Origin of the sequence: Psychrobacter sp. UBA3480 (genome assembly GCF_002377945.1) — a bacterium.
Taxonomy (GTDB): domain Bacteria; phylum Pseudomonadota; class Gammaproteobacteria; order Pseudomonadales; family Moraxellaceae; genus Psychrobacter.
In genome coordinates, this window is sequence record NZ_DFQV01000027.1 from 19,457 (window position 1) to 39,235 (window position 19,779).

The 19,779-nt window shown below is 42.6% G+C and carries 19 protein-coding genes and 1 tRNA gene; 11 read left to right on the forward strand and 9 right to left on the reverse strand.

What is annotated here, in order from left to right:
- The first annotated feature begins 81 nt into the window (after positions 1-81).
- The gene (locus B2863_RS11275) at positions 82-1,215 is read left to right on the forward strand and encodes a metallophosphoesterase (RefSeq protein WP_296210597.1); all 1,134 of its coding nucleotides are present in this window, start codon (positions 82-84) and stop codon (positions 1,213-1,215) included.
- Positions 1,216-1,247: 32 nt separating this feature from the next.
- Here B2863_RS11275 and B2863_RS11280 read toward each other — a convergent pair whose 3' ends face one another.
- Positions 1,248-2,660, reverse strand: coding sequence for an alpha/beta hydrolase (locus B2863_RS11280; protein ID WP_296210600.1), 1,413 nt, complete (start codon positions 2,658-2,660; stop codon positions 1,248-1,250).
- 433 nt (positions 2,661-3,093) lie between these two features.
- Between B2863_RS11280 and grpE the strand changes: the two genes are divergently transcribed.
- Positions 3,094-3,693, forward strand: coding sequence for a nucleotide exchange factor GrpE (grpE, locus tag B2863_RS11285; protein ID WP_057762215.1), 600 nt, complete (start codon positions 3,094-3,096; stop codon positions 3,691-3,693).
- Between the two features lie 183 nt (positions 3,694-3,876).
- A complete protein-coding gene (gene dnaK, locus B2863_RS11290; protein WP_296210605.1) occupies positions 3,877-5,817 on the forward strand; it encodes a molecular chaperone DnaK in 1,941 nt (646 codons plus the stop codon).
- A 227-nt stretch (positions 5,818-6,044) separates the two neighbouring features.
- Here the strand turns inward: dnaK and B2863_RS11295 are convergent, their stop codons facing one another.
- Positions 6,045-6,854, reverse strand: coding sequence for a methyltransferase domain-containing protein (locus B2863_RS11295; protein WP_296210608.1), 810 nt, complete (start codon positions 6,852-6,854; stop codon positions 6,045-6,047).
- Positions 6,855-6,925: 71 nt separating this feature from the next.
- A complete protein-coding gene (locus B2863_RS11300) occupies positions 6,926-8,158 on the reverse strand; it encodes an 8-amino-7-oxononanoate synthase (protein WP_296210610.1) in 1,233 nt (410 codons plus the stop codon).
- Positions 8,159-8,462: 304 nt separating this feature from the next.
- Here B2863_RS11300 and B2863_RS11305 point away from each other — a divergent pair, with 304 nt between their 5' ends.
- The 3 genes from B2863_RS11305 to B2863_RS11315 all read left to right on the forward strand — a co-directional run bounded on the left by B2863_RS11305 (position 8,463) and on the right by B2863_RS11315 (position 10,588).
- Positions 8,463-9,002, forward strand: a complete 540-nt coding sequence (locus B2863_RS11305) for a porin family protein (protein ID WP_296210613.1) — start codon at positions 8,463-8,465, stop codon at positions 9,000-9,002.
- A gap of 214 nt (positions 9,003-9,216) precedes the next feature.
- Positions 9,217-9,711: an NfeD family protein gene (locus B2863_RS11310; RefSeq protein ID WP_296210616.1), complete on the forward strand. Its 495-nt coding sequence runs from the start codon at positions 9,217-9,219 to the stop codon at positions 9,709-9,711.
- Between the two features lie 16 nt (positions 9,712-9,727).
- The gene (locus tag B2863_RS11315; RefSeq protein WP_057762202.1) at positions 9,728-10,588 is read left to right on the forward strand and encodes an SPFH domain-containing protein; all 861 of its coding nucleotides are present in this window, start codon (positions 9,728-9,730) and stop codon (positions 10,586-10,588) included.
- A 77-nt stretch (positions 10,589-10,665) separates the two neighbouring features.
- Here the strand turns inward: B2863_RS11315 and hemN are convergent, their stop codons facing one another.
- The gene (gene hemN / locus B2863_RS11320; RefSeq protein ID WP_414706946.1) at positions 10,666-12,144 is read right to left on the reverse strand and encodes an oxygen-independent coproporphyrinogen III oxidase; all 1,479 of its coding nucleotides are present in this window, start codon (positions 12,142-12,144) and stop codon (positions 10,666-10,668) included.
- Positions 12,145-12,574: 430 nt separating this feature from the next.
- Here hemN and B2863_RS11325 point away from each other — a divergent pair, with 430 nt between their 5' ends.
- Positions 12,575-14,155 carry a YifB family Mg chelatase-like AAA ATPase gene (locus B2863_RS11325; protein ID WP_296210622.1) on the forward strand — a complete coding sequence of 527 codons (1,581 nt, stop codon included), beginning with the start codon at positions 12,575-12,577 and terminating at the stop codon, positions 14,153-14,155.
- Positions 14,156-14,204: 49 nt separating this feature from the next.
- On the opposite strand, the gene B2863_RS11330 is transcribed toward B2863_RS11325, so the two are convergent.
- Positions 14,205-14,888 carry a phosphoglycolate phosphatase gene (locus B2863_RS11330; protein ID WP_296210624.1) on the reverse strand — a complete coding sequence of 228 codons (684 nt, stop codon included), beginning with the start codon at positions 14,886-14,888 and terminating at the stop codon, positions 14,205-14,207.
- Positions 14,889-15,005: 117 nt separating this feature from the next.
- Positions 15,006-15,506: a DUF4385 domain-containing protein gene (locus tag B2863_RS11335; RefSeq protein ID WP_165597783.1), complete on the reverse strand. Its 501-nt coding sequence runs from the start codon at positions 15,504-15,506 to the stop codon at positions 15,006-15,008.
- Between the two features lie 184 nt (positions 15,507-15,690).
- On the opposite strand from B2863_RS11335, the gene B2863_RS11340 reads away from it, so the two are divergent.
- On the forward strand, positions 15,691-16,047 hold the full coding sequence (locus B2863_RS11340; RefSeq protein WP_296210628.1) for a hypothetical protein: 357 nt from the start codon (positions 15,691-15,693) through the stop codon (positions 16,045-16,047).
- 141 nt (positions 16,048-16,188) lie between these two features.
- Here B2863_RS11340 and B2863_RS11345 read toward each other — a convergent pair.
- A tRNA-Phe gene (locus tag B2863_RS11345) sits at positions 16,189-16,264 on the reverse strand.
- Between the two features lie 122 nt (positions 16,265-16,386).
- Positions 16,387-16,809, reverse strand: coding sequence for a hypothetical protein (locus B2863_RS11350; RefSeq protein WP_102091078.1), 423 nt, complete (start codon positions 16,807-16,809; stop codon positions 16,387-16,389).
- A gap of 386 nt (positions 16,810-17,195) precedes the next feature.
- Here B2863_RS11350 and hisB point away from each other — a divergent pair, with 386 nt between their 5' ends.
- From hisB to B2863_RS11365, 3 genes are all read left to right on the forward strand, one after another.
- The gene (gene hisB, locus B2863_RS11355) at positions 17,196-17,861 is read left to right on the forward strand and encodes an imidazoleglycerol-phosphate dehydratase HisB (RefSeq protein ID WP_220455963.1); all 666 of its coding nucleotides are present in this window, start codon (positions 17,196-17,198) and stop codon (positions 17,859-17,861) included.
- Positions 17,862-18,062: 201 nt separating this feature from the next.
- Positions 18,063-18,698 (forward strand): imidazole glycerol phosphate synthase subunit HisH, encoded by a 636-nt coding sequence (gene hisH, locus B2863_RS11360; protein ID WP_296210635.1) that lies wholly within the window; start codon positions 18,063-18,065, stop codon positions 18,696-18,698.
- A 204-nt stretch (positions 18,699-18,902) separates the two neighbouring features.
- The gene (locus B2863_RS11365) at positions 18,903-19,271 is read left to right on the forward strand and encodes a hypothetical protein (RefSeq protein ID WP_296210685.1); all 369 of its coding nucleotides are present in this window, start codon (positions 18,903-18,905) and stop codon (positions 19,269-19,271) included.
- Positions 19,272-19,293: 22 nt separating this feature from the next.
- Here the strand turns inward: B2863_RS11365 and B2863_RS11370 are convergent, their stop codons facing one another.
- On the reverse strand, positions 19,294-19,761 hold the full coding sequence (locus B2863_RS11370) for a hypothetical protein (protein ID WP_296210638.1): 468 nt from the start codon (positions 19,759-19,761) through the stop codon (positions 19,294-19,296).
- Positions 19,762-19,779: the final 18 nt, after the last annotated feature.

Sequence of the window (19,779 nt, forward strand, 5' to 3'; positions counted from 1 at the left end):
TGGGTGTTGTTTCATGTGAAACATTAGAGCTTATTTTCTGATAATCACTTACTGAACTGTATTTATATCTAAGGGCAGTCCATGCGTTACGCATTTTTCTTTACCATCTTTCTACTATTACAATTGTTTAGCTTAGGTACAGTATTGAGCATACAGTGGTGGCTTCAGCCTTGGATAACGCCAACATTACAAACAGTGATATGGGTCAGTGTATTTATTATTACTAATGGTCTATTAGTATTGAGCGTAAAGAGAGCATTTGCTAACAGTTATCGCTGGGTTAGTGGGTGGATGCTGATCATGCATTTTATGATACTGACAGCGTTGGCAGTGAGTCTACTCTACGGAGGGTATTTACTAATAATTTCTTTATCAGGCACTACGTTGCACCAATCGAATGAGATGACTATAGGGCTAAGAGTACTAGCGCTATTCCTATTTATAGGATTATTTATTTATTCGCTATATAATGCCTATGCTCCTGTTATACGCAAGCTGTCTATTAAGATAGATAAACCTTTAACCAAGCCGCTACACATTGCAGTTGCTAGTGACTTGCATATAGGGCGATTATTTGGTGTGAGAGCCATAGATAGATTGCAGCAACTTATGATTCGCTCTGGTGTAGATATGCTGCTGATGCCAGGGGATATTATGGATGATAATACAGATGCCTTTAATGAATATCATATGGAGCGAAACTTAGCAGAACTGTGCCGTAGTCTGCCACGTGGTGTCTATGCGACATTGGGTAATCATGATTTGTATGGTCATGAGCGACCTATTAGCGAAGCGCTGCAAAATGCAGGTATACAATTGTTAAACGATGAGGTGCTCTGTATCGAGCATGAGGGTCAACCAGTATGGTTAGTTGGACGTTTTGATAATCATAAACGTCAACGTGTAGCAACTACCAATCTACTTGCGCAAGTAGATACGTCGCAGCCAGTGATATTGTTAGACCATAGACCGAGTGATATAGCTAATCACAGTCAATTACCTATAGATTTACAAGTCTCGGGACATACCCACAACGGTCAAGTATTTCCCGCTAATTTTATCGTAAATGCTATTAATCGATTAGGCTATGGCTATGAGCAGATTGGTAAAGGACACTTCGTCGTGTCCTCTGGTTATGGTTTTTGGGGAATTCCCTTTCGATTGGGATCGCGCTCAGAGATTTGGTTAATTACACTATCTGGTAATACAAATTAGTTATAGAAACCGATAATTAGCTAGCAAGCGGTCTATGCAGCTAACCGCGATTGTGTACTGATGATCTCACGTACAAAGCTGCTAAACCCATGAATGATATTGTTTGTCTCTTGTCCAAGACCTTGGTGAACACTCATAAAGTGAATAAAGCCATGCGGTGCACCAAGCACAGTATACGTCTCTACAGCAACGCCGTAACCTTTCAGCTGCTTTGCATAAGCAAATGCCTCGTCACGCAATACATCGAGCTCAGAAGCCACAATGTAAGTTGGGCAAACTTTACTATTATCACCGAGCATAGGTGAGTTCAGTATATGCAATCGGGGCAGCGGACTATTTTCCAAGCAAGCAGCATCAAATACTGCTACATCAGCATGATCTAATAGTAGACCCTCACCATATAGCTCCCAACTAGGATAATCTGTTTCAATATCAGTAACTGGATACAAAGGCATCTGCGCTAGAGGTTCGGGTAGTTTTTCTAATAGATTAAACGTTTTCTGACCATCTATCCCTAGGTCTGCCCATGCGCTTTTGCTCGGTGCGGTCAGCTGCTGCGCGATTAAAGTTGATAAACCACCACCTGCGCTATCACCTGCTAAAACGATACGAGAAGGTAATGCGCCCAATATGTGACAGTGCTCAACCAACCAATCATACGCAGTGATACAGTCTTTTAATGCTGCTGGAGCAGGGCATTCAGGCGCTAAGCGATAATCGACACTAACCACAGACCAGCCAGTCTGCTCACATACCGCATGACAGAACTCATGATGTGTATCGACATCACCAATGCAGAACCCACCACCATGAAAAAACAGCATGACTGTTTCATCAGGATTATGGATACGTTTTCTTCTAAAACCAGATTTTTTGCCGCCTGTTTTATAGCAACGAACAGTCATGTCGCCATTATCCGCATTGGCAATCGTTTCATCTTTCCAGCTAACAGGTGAATCACTTTTTTTAGTGAAGGGCTTTATATTGCTTAGCATAGTCGTATTGGCTTGTTGCCATACTCTAGGTGATTGCATGGCTACCGCATCAGCAGTAAATCTCTCACGCAATTCGGGCATTGGGGTTAATTCTAACGGCGTTTTGAGGTAGCTATTTACTGCAAGGATGAGACGCAGGTGAGCGTTTGCATGTAGGTATTGTTTTGAATTAGGGCCTTTAAGGTAACCAATTACACCTTCCAAAATAGGGTCTGGTAAGTAGCCCAGACTTTTCATTGCATAATGCAATGTATGCGGCTGGTAGTTTGCTACAGGGTTATAAGCGAGTATTTTCTCTTTAACGCTCAGACGTTTTTCTAATGAGTCATATGCTTGTGCATCTTGATTCGATGACTCTTGTGACGCTGGATGTTCTTTTGACGCTAAGTGCAATGTCATTAATGCTTTATTAAGCAAAGTATTGATAGATAAATTTTTTGAATTAGACATAACAGCTCTCATAAATGATTTTTAGCGTGCATTTGAGTGTAGGCGATAGTATTTATAGCAATGATAAAATAGCTAGCAGAATAATAGGGTATCGTTTGGTAATAGCTTGATTAACAAGCGTAAAGCAATTGGAATAAATAGCGGTTTTTTGTTCTTTTTGTGAGCGAATATTGAGATTTATTGACATGGAACAAAAACGTTTGACGTATCTCTTTAATCAGACTCCACAAATATTTGTCATAAATGGTAAAAATTCCTTTGTTCTAGGCTTGAAATTTGTACTTATCACCTTTATCAAGCAGCTATTGAAGCGTATTAAAAAAACAATGAGTTAGAAACATCGAGCATTTAATAATGGCATAGTAGGACCAGTAATTATTCGGTCTACTGTGCCGTCTCTTAATCTTCATTATTGAAATTCCAAGGAGCTATCATGAGCGAGCAAAACCCGAACCACGAAAATCTTGACCAGAATGTGGCACATGAGAATATTGATCACAATGACAGTATCTTAGAAGAAACCATGAAAGAGTTTGATCCACAGAATAATTCAGGTGAAGAAACGACTATCGAAAACGAAATCAACCTTGATACTTTCAAAGCGCGTATTGCTGAGCTAGAAGGCGAAGTAAAGCAAGCCAAAGAAGGTACTGCACGTGCTAATGCTGAAGCTTACAATGCGCAAAAACGCATGGAGCAAGAAGCGGATAAGAGCAAAAAGTTTGCACTACAGAAATTTGCTAAAGAATTGTTAGACATCGTTGACAATTTAGAGCGTGCTATCGAAAATGCCGATGCCAATGATCCAGTCGCTGAAGGTGTTCAATTAACGCACAAAGCGTTGGTTGCAGTATTGACCAAAAACGGCGTAGAAGTGGTCGATCCACAAGGCGAAAAATTCAACGCTGACTTTCATGAAGCAGTAGGTATTGACCCAGAAGCAGCGGCAGATACAGTTGGTACAGTCTTACAAAAAGGCTATAGCTTAAACGGTCGTCTATTGCGTCCAGCCATGGTTCGTGTTGGTCAGTAATATTTTTAGGGCTAAACCCTACTAATATGAAGGTTTTTCACAAAAAATGACATGAAACACAGTTTTTGCGTGATTATCGCCTTGAAAAATACGACGGGTAAACCGATATATAGCAACAAGTGACCGACTACGGTCTGGATAAATAAGTATTTATAGTTAAAAACAAATTAGGAGCAATTGATTATGGGTAAAGTAATTGGTATTGATTTAGGTACTACTAACTCGTGTGTAGCAGTAATGGAAGGTGACAAAGTTAAAGTCATCGAAAATGCTGAAGGTACTCGTACAACACCATCAATCGTCGCTTATAAAGATGACGAAACGCTTGTTGGTCAGTCAGCTAAGCGTCAAGCAGTAACTAATCCAAGCAACACTTTGTTTGCGATTAAGCGTTTGATCGGTCGTCGTTTTGATGACAAAGTCGTGCAAAAAGATATCGGCATGGTTCCTTACAAAATCGCTAAAGCAGACAACGGCGATGCATGGGTAGAAATCAACGGTAAAAAACTTGCGCCACCACAGGTTTCTGCTGAAATCTTGAAAAAAATGAAAAAAACAGCAGAAGATTATCTTGGTGAGAGCGTGACTGAAGCAGTTGTAACTGTACCTGCTTACTTCAATGACTCACAGCGTCAAGCAACTAAAGATGCGGGTAAAATCGCTGGTCTTGATGTAAAACGTATCATCAATGAGCCAACTGCTGCTGCACTTGCTTATGGTATGGACAAGAAGCAAGGCGATAGCACTGTTGCTGTATATGACTTAGGTGGTGGTACTTTCGATATCTCAATCATCGAAATCGCAGACGTAGACGGCGAGCAGCAGTTTGAAGTACTAGCGACTAACGGCGATACTTTCCTAGGTGGTGAAGATTTTGACTCAGCATTGATTGATTTCTTAGTAGCCGAATTCAAAAAAGAGCAAGACGTGAACCTAAAAGGTGACTCTCTTGCGATGCAGCGTCTAAAAGAAGCGGCAGAAAAAGCGAAGATTGAGCTATCAAGTGCACAAAGCACTGAAGTAAACTTGCCATATATCACTGCTGATAGCAGTGGTCCTAAGCATTTGGTTGTTACTATCAGCCGCTCGAAACTAGAGAGCCTAACTGAAGAATTAGTACAACGTACAATGGGTCCTTGTAAGACTGCACTTGAAGATGCTGGCCTAAAAATTGGCGACATCAACGATGTAATCTTGGTTGGTGGTCAGACTCGTATGCCACTAGTACAGCAAAAGGTACAAGACTTCTTTGGTCAAGAGCCACGTAAAGACGTGAACCCTGACGAAGCAGTTGCAGCTGGTGCAGCGATTCAAGGTGCCGTATTGTCTGGTGACAAAACTGACGTATTGCTACTTGATGTAACGCCATTGACCCTAGGTATCGAAACGATGGGCGGTGTCATGACGCCAGTTATCGAGAAAAACACTATGATTCCTACTAAGAAATCACAGGTATTTTCAACGGCTGAAGACAACCAGCCAGCAGTAACGATTCAGGTATATCAAGGTGAGCGTAAAATCGCTAACCAAAACAAAATGCTTGGCCGTTTTGACTTGACGGATATTCCACCAGCACCACGTGGCCTACCGCAAATCGAAGTGTCTTTTGACATCAATGCTGATGGTATCATGAACATCTCTGCAACGGATAAAGGTACTGGTAAAGCCCAAAGTATCCAAATCAAAGCAGATTCTGGTTTGTCGGACGAAGAAGTCGAACAAATGGTTCGCGATGCAGAAGCCAATGCTGCTGAAGATGAGAAGTTCGCTAACCTAGCGCAAGTTCGTAACGAAGCAGATGGTCGTATTCATGCCGTACAAAAAGCGCTAAAAGAAGCAGAAGATAAAGTCACTGCTGAAGAAAAATCAACAGTAGAATCTGCTATCACTGAGCTTGAAGCTGCAGCGAAAGAAGACGATCATGACGAAATCAAAGCTAAGCTTGAAGCATTAGATAATGCATTCTTGCCAATCAGCCAAAAAATCTACGCTGATAGTGGCGCTGGCGCAGAAGGTATGGATCCAAGCCAGTTCCAACAAGGTGCTGATGATGCTGGTAGCAACAAAGCTGATGACGACGTCGTTGATGCTGAGTTCACTGAAGTAAACGAAGACAAGAAGTAATACCAAATCCAAAAACGCGATTAGCTGCGTCAAACTCGCTTAGTCTACTTAATGTAGTACTTACGCTTGTTTTCCTTGCTACTCAAGTTTTTGAAAATGGTATAGTCGATATAAATCGATAACTAGTTAAATTAAAAAACGCATCCTTCGGGGTGCGTTTTTTTATGGCTGTTTTTCTATCAGCTACTATTCCTGCTAGCTATTATTTTTCTTCATAAGATGCGTGCTTATGGTTTAAACGCGCTCACTATGAGAACTTCATAGGTTAAATTAACCACGAGCTGTCCTGTTTCATCCTTTGCTGAAAAATGTTGCCAATAGTCTGACTCAAATTGCTGTAGACGCGATTTTGTCCATACAAAGGTTTGAATATTATCTGACGTAACCTGAGTTTGATTGGTCGATACGCCGGTGAGTTTCATATGCTTTAGGATAGCGTAGGGGGTAGGAAATGGTAAATCAAAACGCTGAATTGATAGTTCGATATTCTCAAAGCCAGCACTATCTAATGCCAATTGCCATTCATTAATATCTGGGTAGTGAAGTCCTTGGCCAGTTAGAGTCTTAATTTGCAAAAAGTTATTTGGCGTAAAAGTACTAAAGACCAGTTGTCCTCTAGATTGTAGACGCTGCGCTGATTTCGTGACAAAACTCAACGGACTATCAAACCATTGCACGGCATTAGCACTGATTATCAAGCTATGATTTTCTGCCAAATCTATCGTTTCAGCATCACCAATCATTACGTCAGCAGTTGGCATTATTGATTGCAATGTAGCCGTCTGCTCATTACATAACTCATTGATGAGCCAGTGCTCGCTCTGTATATGCTCAGCGAGTAGGCGTGTCATTTGACCTGTGCCTGCACCCACTTCTAGCACACTGCTTTGTTTGGTATGAGCAATACTGTCTAATAAATACTGACAAACGATCTGCTGAATACTGGCATGCTGGTCATAGTTACTTGCATTAGCAAAGTGGCGAGCGATGGTTTGTTTTCTAACACTGAGGTCATCAGCTGTGTCGAATGTTGTCATAGGCTTTATTATGTCCAAGTGCGCCAGTTATCTATCAATAGTAGGAGTAAAGTTTGTGTCAAACGATAAGGTTACAACTGCTGTATCAGTCGCTCGCAGTCTTCATTAGTCAGTTTGGCATTCATAACTAAACGAATGCGAGCAGTGTTTGCAGGCACAGTAGGTGGCCTGATAGGCAGCGCGTAAAATCCAGCGGTTTGCAACTGTTGCGCTTTGGCAAGCGTACTCGCATTATCGCTTAATATATAAGGAACGATAGGGGATTCATAGTGTATATCTTCCAAGGCTAGCGATACACGATGCCGTGGGTCAATGGCTTGGCTAAGCGTGGTAGATAGCTGTGCTAGATGCGCACGTTGGTTAGTTAAGGTCGGCATCTTTGCTAAAATAAATCGTGTCCATGCGTGATTGATAGGAGGGAGTGCAGTGCTAAAAATCAGTGGACGCATGGCATTGATCAGCCATTGTTTGACGATTTCATCACACATTATATAAGCACCCACTGAAGCAAATGCTTTACCAAAGGTACCCACCAAGTAGTCAATATCCGCCAAGGTATGTGTTTCTTCCGCCAACCCTAGACCTGTATGGCCAAGCACTCCAACAGCATGTGCTTCATCGACATAAAGCTCAATACGATCATCTTTGGATTTCAATTGTACTAGTTCAGGCAAGTCAGCACGGTCACCATCCATACTAAATATACTCTCGGTGACAATAATGATGCGTTCAACCGTCTCGTCTGCTTGTTCAATAAACTTGGCCAAATGTTCATAATCGTTGTGACGGTAACGACGATAGGTGACAAGTTTACTTTGGCTCAGGCGCAGCCCGTCGATGATGCTGGCGTGTACTAGTTTGTCAGCCAAAATGAGCGTCTTGACTGGCAAAGTTGTTAATGCTGGCAAGATACCCAGATTGGCATGATAGCCACTGTTTAAGACCAGCACTGACTTCGAATCGGTTAAACTCTGTTTTTCTATGGCGATTTGATACCAGCTTTGTAGTTCTTCTTCTAGAGCTTCTAACTGTATATCGTTGCCTGTTAATAGGCGTGAGGAAGTGGCACTCATTTTAGGAGTGTGTGTAACAGATAGCTGTCCCACTTGAGCTAGAAATTGAGCTTGCAGCTCAGTATCGCCGCCTAAGCCAAGATAATCATTACTCGCAATATTAAGTAAAGCCTTACCATCGCTAATCACATGTCGCCCGTCATGCTTTAGGTTTGGTAATTGACGATACTGCTGCTTTGCTTTTAAGTCTACAAGTGCGCTTTGCAAGCGCTTAGTGATAGAATTTTGCATTTTCTCTCTCTAATTATTGTTATATCAGCCATGGTTAGCTGACTTGTCTAGCAAGAAAACTGTGAAATGAGTACGGATTATTGCATAAACTGAGTGGATGTAACAAAAGGTTTCATATCTAAGCCTTTGTAACCCACGCACTGATAAACACTTTCAAATCTTAACTTTCATACCATTAAACACTGACAGAGTGGCTGAAATAGTTTGTTACTATGTATTCATCGTTAGCAGACAAGGCGATAGGGCCACAAGGCCAATATAAATAAATAACTTGTTTGTCCAAATTTCTTTCAAGGAGCTAATAATGAAAATTCTACAAAAAACAATACTTGCACTAGCAACTGGTTCTTTACTTTCTGTAGGTGCACAAGCTGCTGTTAACTATGGCAACGGCTACACAGGTCAGCCATATGTTGCTGCTAAAGTTGGTCAGTTTGATCTAGATGTTGATGGCGCTGATGACCCAACTGCATACGGTGTAACTGCTGGTTATAACTTTGATCCTAACTTCGGTATGGAAGCAGAATACGTAGGTTCAGATGATGCTGACTATAGAGGCGGTGACATCGATGCTAAGACATACGGCGCTTATGGTACTTACCGTTATGCATTTCCAAATAGCGGCTTATACGCAAAAGGTAAGCTAGGTGTTGCAAAAACTGAAGTAGAAGCTAACAACACTAACTTTGCTGGTGCTTCTGACTTCTCAGACGACGATACTAATATCGCTGGTGGTGTAGGTCTTGGTTACGCAGTAAACTCTGACTTCAGTGTTGAAGCTGAATACGACATGCTAGGTAGCGACGCTGATCTTATGACTGTTGGTGCACAGCTAAAATTCTAATTACTTAGAAAATAAGCTTTTAGCTAAACAGCTATAATAAAGAAACGATCACTTTAAGTGGTCGTTTTTTTTGCTTAAAATTTATGCAGAAGCTTTTAGGACGGTAATTTATAAGTAGCTAATAGGCAATATATCATTATCGTTAAAGCGTTGTTATCCTTAAAAATGTGCTACATTAAAAACTGGAATGATAAAGACAGGAATGGTGGCAAGGATGGAGATACTTTGGATGATTGAACCTTGGCATTGGTTAGTATTAGGCTTCTTATTATTAATCGTTGAGATGTTTGTACCGACGTTTGCCAGTCTGTGGTTTGGTGCCGCTGCCGTCATCGTTGCAGCGCTATCATGGCTGTTGCCTATTTCTGTTTCTGTTCAGATTATCGTCTGGTTAGTGCTCTCTGCTGTGTTCTTACTGGCTTGGTTCAAGTTTATCAAACCGTTGTCAGTAGATCGTACCAAAGCTGGGCTAGGCGGTAGTGTCATAGTTGGTGAAGTGGGGATGATTATCGTGTCACCGCAGCTAGATAAAGCTGGAACGGTCAGATTTAGTGTTCCTATCGTTGGTGCGGCTGAATGGATGTGCCGTACGAGAGGGGAGCAGGTGGCAATCGGCGATAGAGTGGTAGTGACGGATATCGTTGGCAACGAGCTGATTGTGAGCAGTACAAAAGCGCAGGCAGCGATGCATAAAAGTATGCAGGTATAATAATAAGGGATGAGTTATGGAAAGCTTTAGTATTGTCATGGTGGTATTGATTGCACTGGTGGTATTCACTGTTTTTAAAGGCGTACGCATTGTACCGCAAGGTTATAAATGGGTAGTTCAGAGACTGGGTAAGTATAGCCAAACGCTAGAGCCTGGACTCAACCTCATCATCCCTTATGTAGATGATGTGGCTTATAAAGTAACGACCAAGGACATCGTACTCGATATCCCGTCACAAGAAGTCATTACTCGTGACAACGTCGTTATTATTGCAAACGCTGTTGCTTATATTAATATCGTGCGTCCTGACAAGGCGGTCTATGGTATCGAAGATTATGAGTACGGTATCCGTAATCTAGTACAAACGTCATTGCGCTCAATCATTGGTGAGATGGATCTTGATAGTGCATTGTCCAGTCGCGACGAGATCAAAACCAAGCTAAAACATGCGATTTCAGAAGACATCGCAGATTGGGGTATTACTCTTAAGACAGTAGAGATTCAAGATATTAATCCTTCGCAAACCATGCAAGCGTCTATGGAAGAGCAAGCAGCGGCAGAGCGTTTACGCCGTGCAACCGTGACCCGTGCTGATGGTCAAAAGCAAGCTGCTATCTTAGAAGCGGATGGTCGCTTGGAAGCGTCACGCCGTGATGCTGAAGCGCAGGTGGTACTAGCCAGAGGTTCTGAAGAGTCGATTCGTTTGATTACTAGTGCGATGGGCGAGGAAGAGATGCCGATCGTATACTTGCTGGGTGAGCAGTATATCAAAGCGATACGAGAGCTGGCTGAATCTGATAACTCCAAAATGGTGGTACTACCAGCAGATATCTTAAGTACCGTAAAAGGTATGGTGGGTGATAAATTAAAAGTGTAAAAGTCATAGCAACATTAAAAAAAGACCTCGTTTGAGGTCTTTTCTATGTTTAATAACTGGACTAAAGTTTCGCTAACTTAGATAACTTTCGAAAAGCGGTTTTGGTGTTTCTTTTCTAAGTATTCATCAAATACTATGGCGACGTTACGGCCAAGCAAGCGACCTCTGGGTAAGACGCGAATACCTGCTGCATCCATATCAATCAGTCTGTCGTCTTGCATAGTGCCCAACTGCTGAATCTCATTAATAAAATAGGTGATGGCATCGATACCAAACTTTTGATTCACATCTTTAAAATCGAGATAGTCATGACATAGTAGGTTCATGATGACATATTCACGCAAGCGGTCTTTAATAGAAGTTTTTATATACTTGACCGCGGGCATGACAGTTGGATTGATTTTCGCCATATCAATCTTGGCTTGATAGCTCTGTAGATCAGTATCGTTTTGCAAAATATAGCGCGTATTGGCATTAGAAATCTGACTGATTGATGAGACACCAAAGCCTAATAAGTCACAATCACCCATGATGGTGTAACCCTGAAAGTTACGATGTAATTTGCCTTCACGCTGGGCGATAGCCAATTCATCATCAGGTTTGGCAAAATGATCGATACCGATATATTGATAGCCAGCTTCGGTCAACGTGTTAACAGTACTGCCGAGCATCGTCAGTTTGGCAGCTGGGCTAGGCAAGTCTTCATCTTTTATCTGACGTTGGGCTTTAAATCGCTCAGGCAAATGCGCATAGTTAAAGACTGACAGGCGGTCTGGTGACATCTCGATGATACGATTTACGGTTTTGTCCAACGTATCAGGCGTTTGATGCGGCAAACCATAAATCAAATCAATATTGATAGAGCGAAAACCAAGCTCACGTGCTTCTGTTAGCACGCTTTCAATAAGCTCTGCTGAATGCACACGATTAACGGCGATTTGCACCGTTTCATCTAAATCTTGCACACCTAAGCTGATACGGTTGAAACCGAGATTACGTAATATCTGTAGGGTGTTTTCACTCAGCTCGCGAGGATCAATTTCGATAGAATAGTCACCTTCAGCTTCTGGCAAAAACTCAAACTGAGTCTGTAAAAACTCCCATAATTGCACCATCTCTTCGTCGCGCAAAAATGTTGGTGTACCACCACCCAAATGTAGTTGTTTGACCAATGGTTTGTCGCTGCCTTCTGGCGTAGATAACAAGCGGCGTTTATGAGTAATTTCAGCGATTAAATACTGCAAGTAATCGCCAGAGTCGCTATTTTTTTTGGTAATAATCTTATTACAAGCACAGTAGTAGCAAAGGTGGCGACAGAACGGAATATGAAAATATAGCGATAAAGGAGCGCGCGCTTCACGATTTTGCAAGATTTTCGTCTCAAGACCGATATTCTCGAAGCTATCTGGTATGGGCGCGAACTCTAGAGCAGTTGGATAAGAGGTATAACGTGGCCCTGAGCGATTGTACTTATTGATGATTGCCTCATCAAATGCTGGTAGCTGCTTGCTAGTAATGCTGCCGCGTGTACTGGCATAAGGGTTGTCAGATTGCATAACAGGGCGCACAATCGTGGGCGGCTCGTCCGCACGGTTGTAGGGCTGCTGAGTGTTCTGCTCTGAATAGTCTGTCATGCGATATTCCTCGTTTTTACTCTAGATACTGTTGGTTTCTGGATTAAAAATGATTTTGGATTTAGTGTTTATTTTTTACTCTTAAGGTTGATTAATAACATGGCTTGAATAGTTCATCGGCAGTAGTATGTATCGCTAAATGTATAATAGATAGTATAACAAATCCTTGTTAGCAGTGGGGTGGTCGGTGAGTATTCTTAAATATTAGAATAGAGCGTTATTTATACATAAAAAACCTTAGAACGACGCTGAGGTTTTGGTGATTCTCTCTACACCAGCAATAAAACACGACGTTTGCGCGTTGATAAATAATACTTTATTATCAATGACACTCTGTATTAGGAAGATGCTGATGTCGTTTGCCCAAGTCTATACCCGTTCGGTGGTTGGTCTGCATGCTCCCAAGATCATCATTGAAGTGCATCTATCGCAAGGACTGCCTGCATTGACCATCGTTGGGCTACCTGAGGCCGCCGTGCGTGAGAGTAAGGACAGGGTACGCTCCGCCATTCTCAATTCAGGTTTCCAGTTTCCTAACCGCCGCCTCACGATCAATTTAGCTCCTGCTGATTTGCCTAAAGATGGCGCGCGTTTAGACTTACCAATTGCTATCGGCATACTGGCAGCAAGCGGACAGCTTGAGCCAGAGGTATTATCAGGATTTGAGTTTATTGGCGAGTTAGCGCTCAATGGTCAATTGCGACAAGTAACTGGCAGTTTGGCAGTCGCACGGGCGATTAAAGCTGAGAGATTGGCAATAGCGTTGTCTCAGGTAGCAGCGAATGAGCAAGGACAAAATAATTCAGATACCTCACCGCCGATAACACCGCAACTGATCGTACCGATTGATAATGGTCATGAGGCCAGCCGCGTTGATGGTGTAACGATACTAGCTGCACCAAGCCTAAAAGCAGTTTGTGACCATCTACAGTCGCTCGTTGACCCAACTGCAAGCTATGAGAGTTTGTCAGTGGTGCAGCCAGGTCCTGCACAGCAGCATGTCGGCTATCAAGTAGATTTAGCTGATGTCAAAGGACAGCACCATGCTCGGCGCGCGTTAGAGATTGCCGCCGCTGGTGGTCATTCATTGTTATTTACAGGGCCACCAGGTTCTGGCAAGACGCTCATGGCATCACGATTGCCAACGATATTGCCAGACTTGAGTGATGAGGATGCGCTAGAAGTGGCTAGTACGTATTCGGTGGCAGACAGCGACTACGACTATGGGACGCGACCATTTAGACAAGTGCATCATACGATATCAGCTGTGGCGTTGGTCGGTGGTGGCTCACGGCCGAAACCAGGTGAAATTACGCTAGCCAATAAAGGTGTGTTATTTCTAGATGAATTACCAGAATTTGATCGGAGCGTGCTGGAAGTATTGCGTCAGCCGCTAGAAGCCAAACAAATCACTATTAGCCGCGCTAACTCTCAAATTACCTTTCCGGCGAATTTTCAACTGGTTGCCGCGATGAATCCTTGCCCATGTGGCTATGATGGCGATACATCAGGACGTTGTCGCTGTCGACCTGAGCAGATCAAACGCTATCAAGATAAGTTATCTGGGCCTCTCTTAGATCGTATTGATTTGCATATCACCGTACCTGCGTTACCGATTGCCGATCTGCAAAATAGTCAGGTAGGTGAAACCTCTAAGCAAGTACGGGCTCGCGTAGTGGTCGCGCATCAGCATCAAATGCAGCGCCAGCAAAAGGTTAATAATGAGCTTAGCCCTAGCGAAATCGATGAATATATCCAGCTAGGCGACAATGAAAAGCAGTTATTACAACTTGCTCAGCAGCGTCTAAATTTGTCCGCGCGTGGCTACCACCGAGTATTACGGGTGGCTCGTACAATCGCGGATTTGGCTAACAGTACCGATATCAACAGCACCCACGTATCTGAGGCGCTGAGCTATCGTAGTAAAGCGTAATCTCTGTTTGCAAAAGTTACACCGTGATAATTGATAGATTCCATATAGACTAGACTTTATCTTTCATAATCCAAGCAACCAAGTCAGCAAAGTGGTCAAATGCTTCGGTCGGATTTAATTCGCGAATGTCTTGCCCGTAGTTATAACCATAAGACAGACCGAGCGTGTCCATATTGGCGTTCTGTCCAGCCAACATATCGTTTCTAGAGTCTCCAATCATTACTGCCCGATCAACACTGACATTGAGAGTCTCACAGACGTGTAATAGGGGCGCTGGGTCTGGTTTTTTAACAGGTAAACTGTCGCCGCCCATCACTTCACTAAACAAATCTTGCCAGCCAAACGACTGCAATATTTTCGGTACAAATCGAATGGGCTTGTTTGTGACCAAAGCAAGCGTATAGCCAGCTGCGTGCAACTTTTTGAGTCCGTCATCGACATCTGGATAGGCAACGGTTTTGCTACCACTAAGACTCTTATAAGCCTCAAAAAATATTTGCTCTGCATGATCAGCTTCTTCGACCGTTAGCTCACCTTCTGCTACTTCCACTTTACCAACCAAAGCGCGCTCTACGAGCAGGCGTGAACCATTTCCTATCCAGTTACGTATCGTCTCGATAAGGTAGGTGTCTTTACCCAATGTGGTTAGCATGGCGTTGGTGGCGTCGGCCAAATCGGGTACGCTATCAATGAGCGTTCCATCAAAATCAAAAATTAAAAGCTGCTTATTCATTGTTCCTCACTATTGGAAATCGTTATATTTATTATGTTGAGCATACCTTAGCACATTAGCATTTTGAGGCCAGTCAATTTAGTTACCTGTTGTGCTGAATGTCTTGAGTCTTAGCAACTATTCGACATCTTTATAGCGTTCACGATGCTCTTTCTTCATCCTTAAATAATCTTCGTTCTCACGGCATTCATCCCATTTAACTTTAAAGATCCGTGCAGATTCTGCTTTGACTGGGTCTTCCTCTTGTCGTGGCAATTCTTCGCGGCCATGGGCGCCGCTTTGACCTTTTTTATCATCAGGTACCGCGCCTTTATATTTTTTGCCACCTTTGTGATTGGCATAACGACGAGCACGGGTATAGCCCATTTGGATAAACTTGCGCGCCATATCTGCGCCGACGAAGTCATCGTCAGCCAAGTAATCTAAAAACATCTGATAGATAGCTTCACTACTCTCGCGAGCGATGTCGGGAGTCGCAAAGCGCCAATGAGGTAAAATCTCAGACTTATAAGGTTCTACCAGTAATACGCCTTGCTCACCGCGACCGACACGGTACAACTCAGGCTGAGCGCGCAAATCCAAACTCTTATAATCTAAGTCGTAATCAAACTCTCTCATATCTATGACCTATTATTTTTATCTATTCGTATATGGTTATTGAGTATACTTAGCCAAGCTGTTTAGAAAAAAGCACAAAAATGTTATGCAACCGTGACAGTAGGTATTTAGCATCAGAAGCGATGAGTGAAAATGGTTATGGTAAAGTCAGTTGTGAGACGAATACAATGCTACGAGAGATGTTATGTTGAGAAATAAAATAAGTGTAAATGAGCCGAGCCGTTTGCGATTGCCCAAAAACATACTGGTAGCGTGGCTATTGCTAACGACAAGCATACTAGCTACTACGGCTGCCCACAGCGCGTGGTTTGAACGTTTGATTCCGCAAGGTGAGACGTATACGGTACGCGAGATAGATCGCGATTTAGCATTTGTGATAGATGGCTTTATCTACGATGCGCGCACGTCTTGTTTTTTGGCAGTGGGCGACCGAGTGATATTTTTTGAGGGGCGTCACGGTATTGATTACCGCGCAACTATATACGACTTGGATTCGCGTGAGCGCTGCAATTTACTACTGCGTGGTCGGTTGTACGAATAGTGGTCGGCTCTACGAATAAAAGCAACGCATGAATAAAAGCGACGCATGAATAAAATGAACGCTAAAGAGTACGGTAAAATTTAAACATAAAAAAAGCCCCGAACATTGCTGTTCAGGGCTTTTTAGAATTCTATTAACGAATGGTGGCTCGAGGCAGGATCGAACTGCCGACACACGGATTTTCAATCCGTTGCTCTACCTACTGAGCTATCGAGCCGTCTTCGTTGAGGCGCTATTAAACTAAATATAGGCTCAGCTGTCAAGCAATTTTTGCATTATATCTGATAAAAGACGATAAATAATCAGATATTAGTAAAATTAACCGTTTTAGCGCTTAGTTTAGTCTTTTACACGCAACAGTTCGTACTCGCTCATGATGCGGTGAATATCAGCGTCAGCAGGGACAAATTCACGTACGCCTTTTCTAACTTCGCAATCATAGACCAGTTTAATAAACTTGGCATCGATAGCACGTTTACGGTTTTCTGGATGCACAGTGAGATATTGCAGGCGTTTAGCATTGGTCTGACCATCATCAAAGCAGGCGACAGCTGCGATAGGCTTATCATTGAACATCCCGACATAGAGATACTGTCCACGTTTAAACCCTTGCTCAACGATATTTAATACCTCGAGACCGTCAGGCTGTGCATCATCACTATCGTACAATGCCTGCAAGCGCTCTGCTAGCTCATTGTCGCGAGCAGGTTTTTTGATAAGTGGCGCATCCAAACTATTAATGGCGATCGCTTCTAAAGGCATAGCAGTTCCTATAAATAGAGGGTTTCTATAGTATAAATAAGCAGTATGAGACAGCACGATGTCATAGCGTGCAGTGCCGTAAATAAAGGTCTTCAAAGTCGGCGCGAGTCATGATTGATAATACTGAACACACTATTTTAGCAGAATGAGGTGATTTTGTGCGTGGTTTACCGCTTGGTCGTGGCAGTAAATGTTAGGGTTTGCTATGATGAGGCTATATAATATTTAGTATGTATAAACCCTAATATGTTGATATCTTTTGTATATATCATTTTCTAATATAGTTTTTGCTAAGGTCTGACCCAGACACTAGTAAAATATTTTGGGCAGGTTTTTGCCTTATTTATTGACCGCTTTTCACTGATAAAAACTGATAGAGAGTAGCCATGACAGCCAATGCAACGACGACTGCTGCCACACCTGAGCAAACTGAGTCAAAAAACGTAAATCTATATGGTCGCCCTGAACGTATCGCGACCGTTGAACGTATCACTGCCGAAACGCAAATCACCTGTACCGTTAATTTAGATGGTACGGGTAAAGGCACGGTAGACACTGGCGTACCATTTTTGGATCATATGATTGATCAAATTAAGCGTCACGGTTTGTTTGACTTAGATATAAAATGTACGGGTGATACGTTTATTGATGACCATCATAGCGTCGAAGACACTGGTATTACCCTTGGTCAAGCTTTTAACAAAGCATTGGGTGACAAAAAAGGCATTCGTCGTTATGGGCACTTCTATGCGCCGCTAGATGAGTCATTAACCCGTGCTGTCGTCGATCTGTCAGGGCGTCCTGGTTTGCATATGGATATCCCATTTACGCGCTCGCACGTCGGCCGTTTCGATGTTGACCTATTTAGTGAGTTCTTTTACGGGTTCGTCAATCACTCATGGATGACTGTGCATTTGGACAATCTAAAAGGCAAAAATAGCCATCATCAAATTGAATCAACCTTTAAAGCCTTTGCTCGTGCGTTACGTATGGCCTGTGAGTACGATGAGCGTGCATTGAATACCCTGCCATCGACCAAAGAAGCTTTCTAAGGCGTATTTAAGGCTGTTCTATAAGGTTACTCAAAAGGGCCAGTCAAGCTTGGCGTACTAGTTGTACAGCCTGCGCTTGACTTCCTTGTAGCAAAACCTTATCTACACCCGCGATAATAGAAAAGGCCATAGCCAACAATATAAATGGTCAATAATATAAATAGTACAGTAGTCAAAATATTTAAAAATGAGAACCAATCGATGACTAAAGTAGCACTACTAGATTATGGTATGGGCAACCTGCACTCTGCTTGCAAGGCCCTATCGGTAGTCGGGGCAGAAGTCTCTATCACCAATGATCCAAAAATCGTCGCGGCGGCTGATAAGATCGTTTTCCCTGGTGTGGGTGCGATGCGCGACTGTATCGCTGGCATGCATAAAGCAGGCATTGATGACGTCATACGCCATGCAGTATTTAACAAGCCCGTTATGGCCATCTGTGTGGGCATGCAGGCATTGTTTGAGCAGTCAGCTGAAAATGGTGGCACGGACTGTTTGGGCATCTTAAGCGGCAGTGTAGAAGCGTTTGACCCTACGTGGAAAGACAAACAGGGTGCAACGATAAAAGTACCGCATATGGGCTGGAATACCATTAGCGGTATGGATTTTGACCATCCGCTCTGGCACGGTATTGAAGACAACGCGCATTTTTATTTCGTGCATAGTTATTACTGTGAACCTGCTGATAGCTCACAAGTGGCGGCGGTATGTGACTATGGTCAACCGTTCTGTGCCAGTGTGATCCAAGACAATCTATTTGCCACCCAGTTCCATCCAGAAAAGAGCCATACCGCTGGCTTGCAACTGCTCAAGAACTTTGTAGAGTGGAATGTGTAAGTAGTTGATAAACGTGAAGTGAATATTTAATTTAGTAGAAGGTAGATTATCAATTGTATAATCTGCCTTTTTTATGCTCAGCAATCACTTTGTAGCTGCCATTCTTTAGCTACTATAGTTTAGCCATCATGGTTTAGTGATACGCTCAGTTATTTTCTACTTGCTTATACTTGGAATATCTCAGTGGATTTTACTGCCTTTAAAATGAATGTTGTGGAAACAACTGGCCTTGCCAAAGATGCCTTACATATCTATGTCGGTGTCGGTGTTTATCTGCTGTGTCTGATTGCGCTGCGTCCTATTATAAAAAGCCAAGGTATTCGGTCATTTATCGCTTTGATCGTCGTGACTTGCATTGCGCTGTTGGGTGAGTATTTAGACAATCGAGATACGATTGAATCGCTTGGCTTGGCAAGCTTGAGCCGTGATCAAATACTCGCGAGTATCCGTGATTTGATTAATACCTGTATGCTGCCGTATGTGCTCTTTGCGCTGAATAAGTGGACGACTATATTTCGACCAACCAATAAATCGACTTCACTGACCAAACGCCATAAAAAAACGGACTATTAATTAGTCCGTTTTCTGTTGTACCTCAAAAAATATTTAGTTTATTGCTTGAGGAGAGGAACAAAGCTAATATCACAGCAATTATCGGCAATACCAAAAATTTACTCCATCCAAACGGCAAAGCATAAGCCAGCTTCGGGTAAAAAGGGCAGACATAGACAGCTATTCTGTCTTCTGAAGTTATCGAATTCGCTACTGCCTTTCTAACTCCTTTTTCACCAAAACTACGCACCCCTCCAAAAGCATTTAGTAATGTGCTGGTATAGATGACACCTTCGAACTCATATTGATACTTAATAAAAAGCTCATGCACATCATCCAGATAAGAGAATTTGGCAGAAGTAATCACTATTCTTTTGCTTAAAACCTTTGAATCTACTTTTGGAAAACATAAAAAGATAAAGTCAGTTATGATCGCTATTAAGATCCACACCAAAAAAATAGCTGAAAATATAAATATGCCATAGAGTAAAAATATTGGGTACATAGCCATCAGACTCTAGGTTATATG

Bases quoted from the DNA above. Each gene is read 5' to 3' on its own strand.
- B2863_RS11275 (WP_296210597.1), top strand. From the start codon at position 82: ATGCGTTACGCATTTTTCTTTACCATCTTTCTACTATTACAATTGTTT.
- B2863_RS11280 (WP_296210600.1), bottom strand. From the start codon at position 2,660: ATGTCTAATTCAAAAAATTTATCTATCAATACTTTGCTTAATAAAGCA.
- grpE (WP_057762215.1), top strand. From the start codon at position 3,094: ATGAGCGAGCAAAACCCGAACCACGAAAATCTTGACCAGAATGTGGCA.
- dnaK (WP_296210605.1), top strand. From the start codon at position 3,877: ATGGGTAAAGTAATTGGTATTGATTTAGGTACTACTAACTCGTGTGTA.
- B2863_RS11295 (WP_296210608.1), bottom strand. From the start codon at position 6,854: ATGACAACATTCGACACAGCTGATGACCTCAGTGTTAGAAAACAAACC.
- B2863_RS11300 (WP_296210610.1), bottom strand. From the start codon at position 8,158: ATGCAAAATTCTATCACTAAGCGCTTGCAAAGCGCACTTGTAGACTTA.
- B2863_RS11305 (WP_296210613.1), top strand. From the start codon at position 8,463: ATGAAAATTCTACAAAAAACAATACTTGCACTAGCAACTGGTTCTTTA.
- B2863_RS11310 (WP_296210616.1), top strand. From the start codon at position 9,217: ATGGAGATACTTTGGATGATTGAACCTTGGCATTGGTTAGTATTAGGC.
- B2863_RS11315 (WP_057762202.1), top strand. From the start codon at position 9,728: ATGGAAAGCTTTAGTATTGTCATGGTGGTATTGATTGCACTGGTGGTA.
- hemN (WP_414706946.1), bottom strand. From the start codon at position 12,144: ATGCAATCTGACAACCCTTATGCCAGTACACGCGGCAGCATTACTAGC.
- B2863_RS11325 (WP_296210622.1), top strand. From the start codon at position 12,575: ATGTCGTTTGCCCAAGTCTATACCCGTTCGGTGGTTGGTCTGCATGCT.
- B2863_RS11330 (WP_296210624.1), bottom strand. From the start codon at position 14,888: ATGAATAAGCAGCTTTTAATTTTTGATTTTGATGGAACGCTCATTGAT.
- B2863_RS11335 (WP_165597783.1), bottom strand. From the start codon at position 15,506: ATGAGAGAGTTTGATTACGACTTAGATTATAAGAGTTTGGATTTGCGC.
- B2863_RS11340 (WP_296210628.1), top strand. From the start codon at position 15,691: ATGTTGAGAAATAAAATAAGTGTAAATGAGCCGAGCCGTTTGCGATTG.
- B2863_RS11350 (WP_102091078.1), bottom strand. From the start codon at position 16,809: ATGCCTTTAGAAGCGATCGCCATTAATAGTTTGGATGCGCCACTTATC.
- hisB (WP_220455963.1), top strand. From the start codon at position 17,196: ATGACAGCCAATGCAACGACGACTGCTGCCACACCTGAGCAAACTGAG.
- hisH (WP_296210635.1), top strand. From the start codon at position 18,063: ATGACTAAAGTAGCACTACTAGATTATGGTATGGGCAACCTGCACTCT.
- B2863_RS11365 (WP_296210685.1), top strand. From the start codon at position 18,903: ATGAATGTTGTGGAAACAACTGGCCTTGCCAAAGATGCCTTACATATC.
- B2863_RS11370 (WP_296210638.1), bottom strand. From the start codon at position 19,761: ATGGCTATGTACCCAATATTTTTACTCTATGGCATATTTATATTTTCA.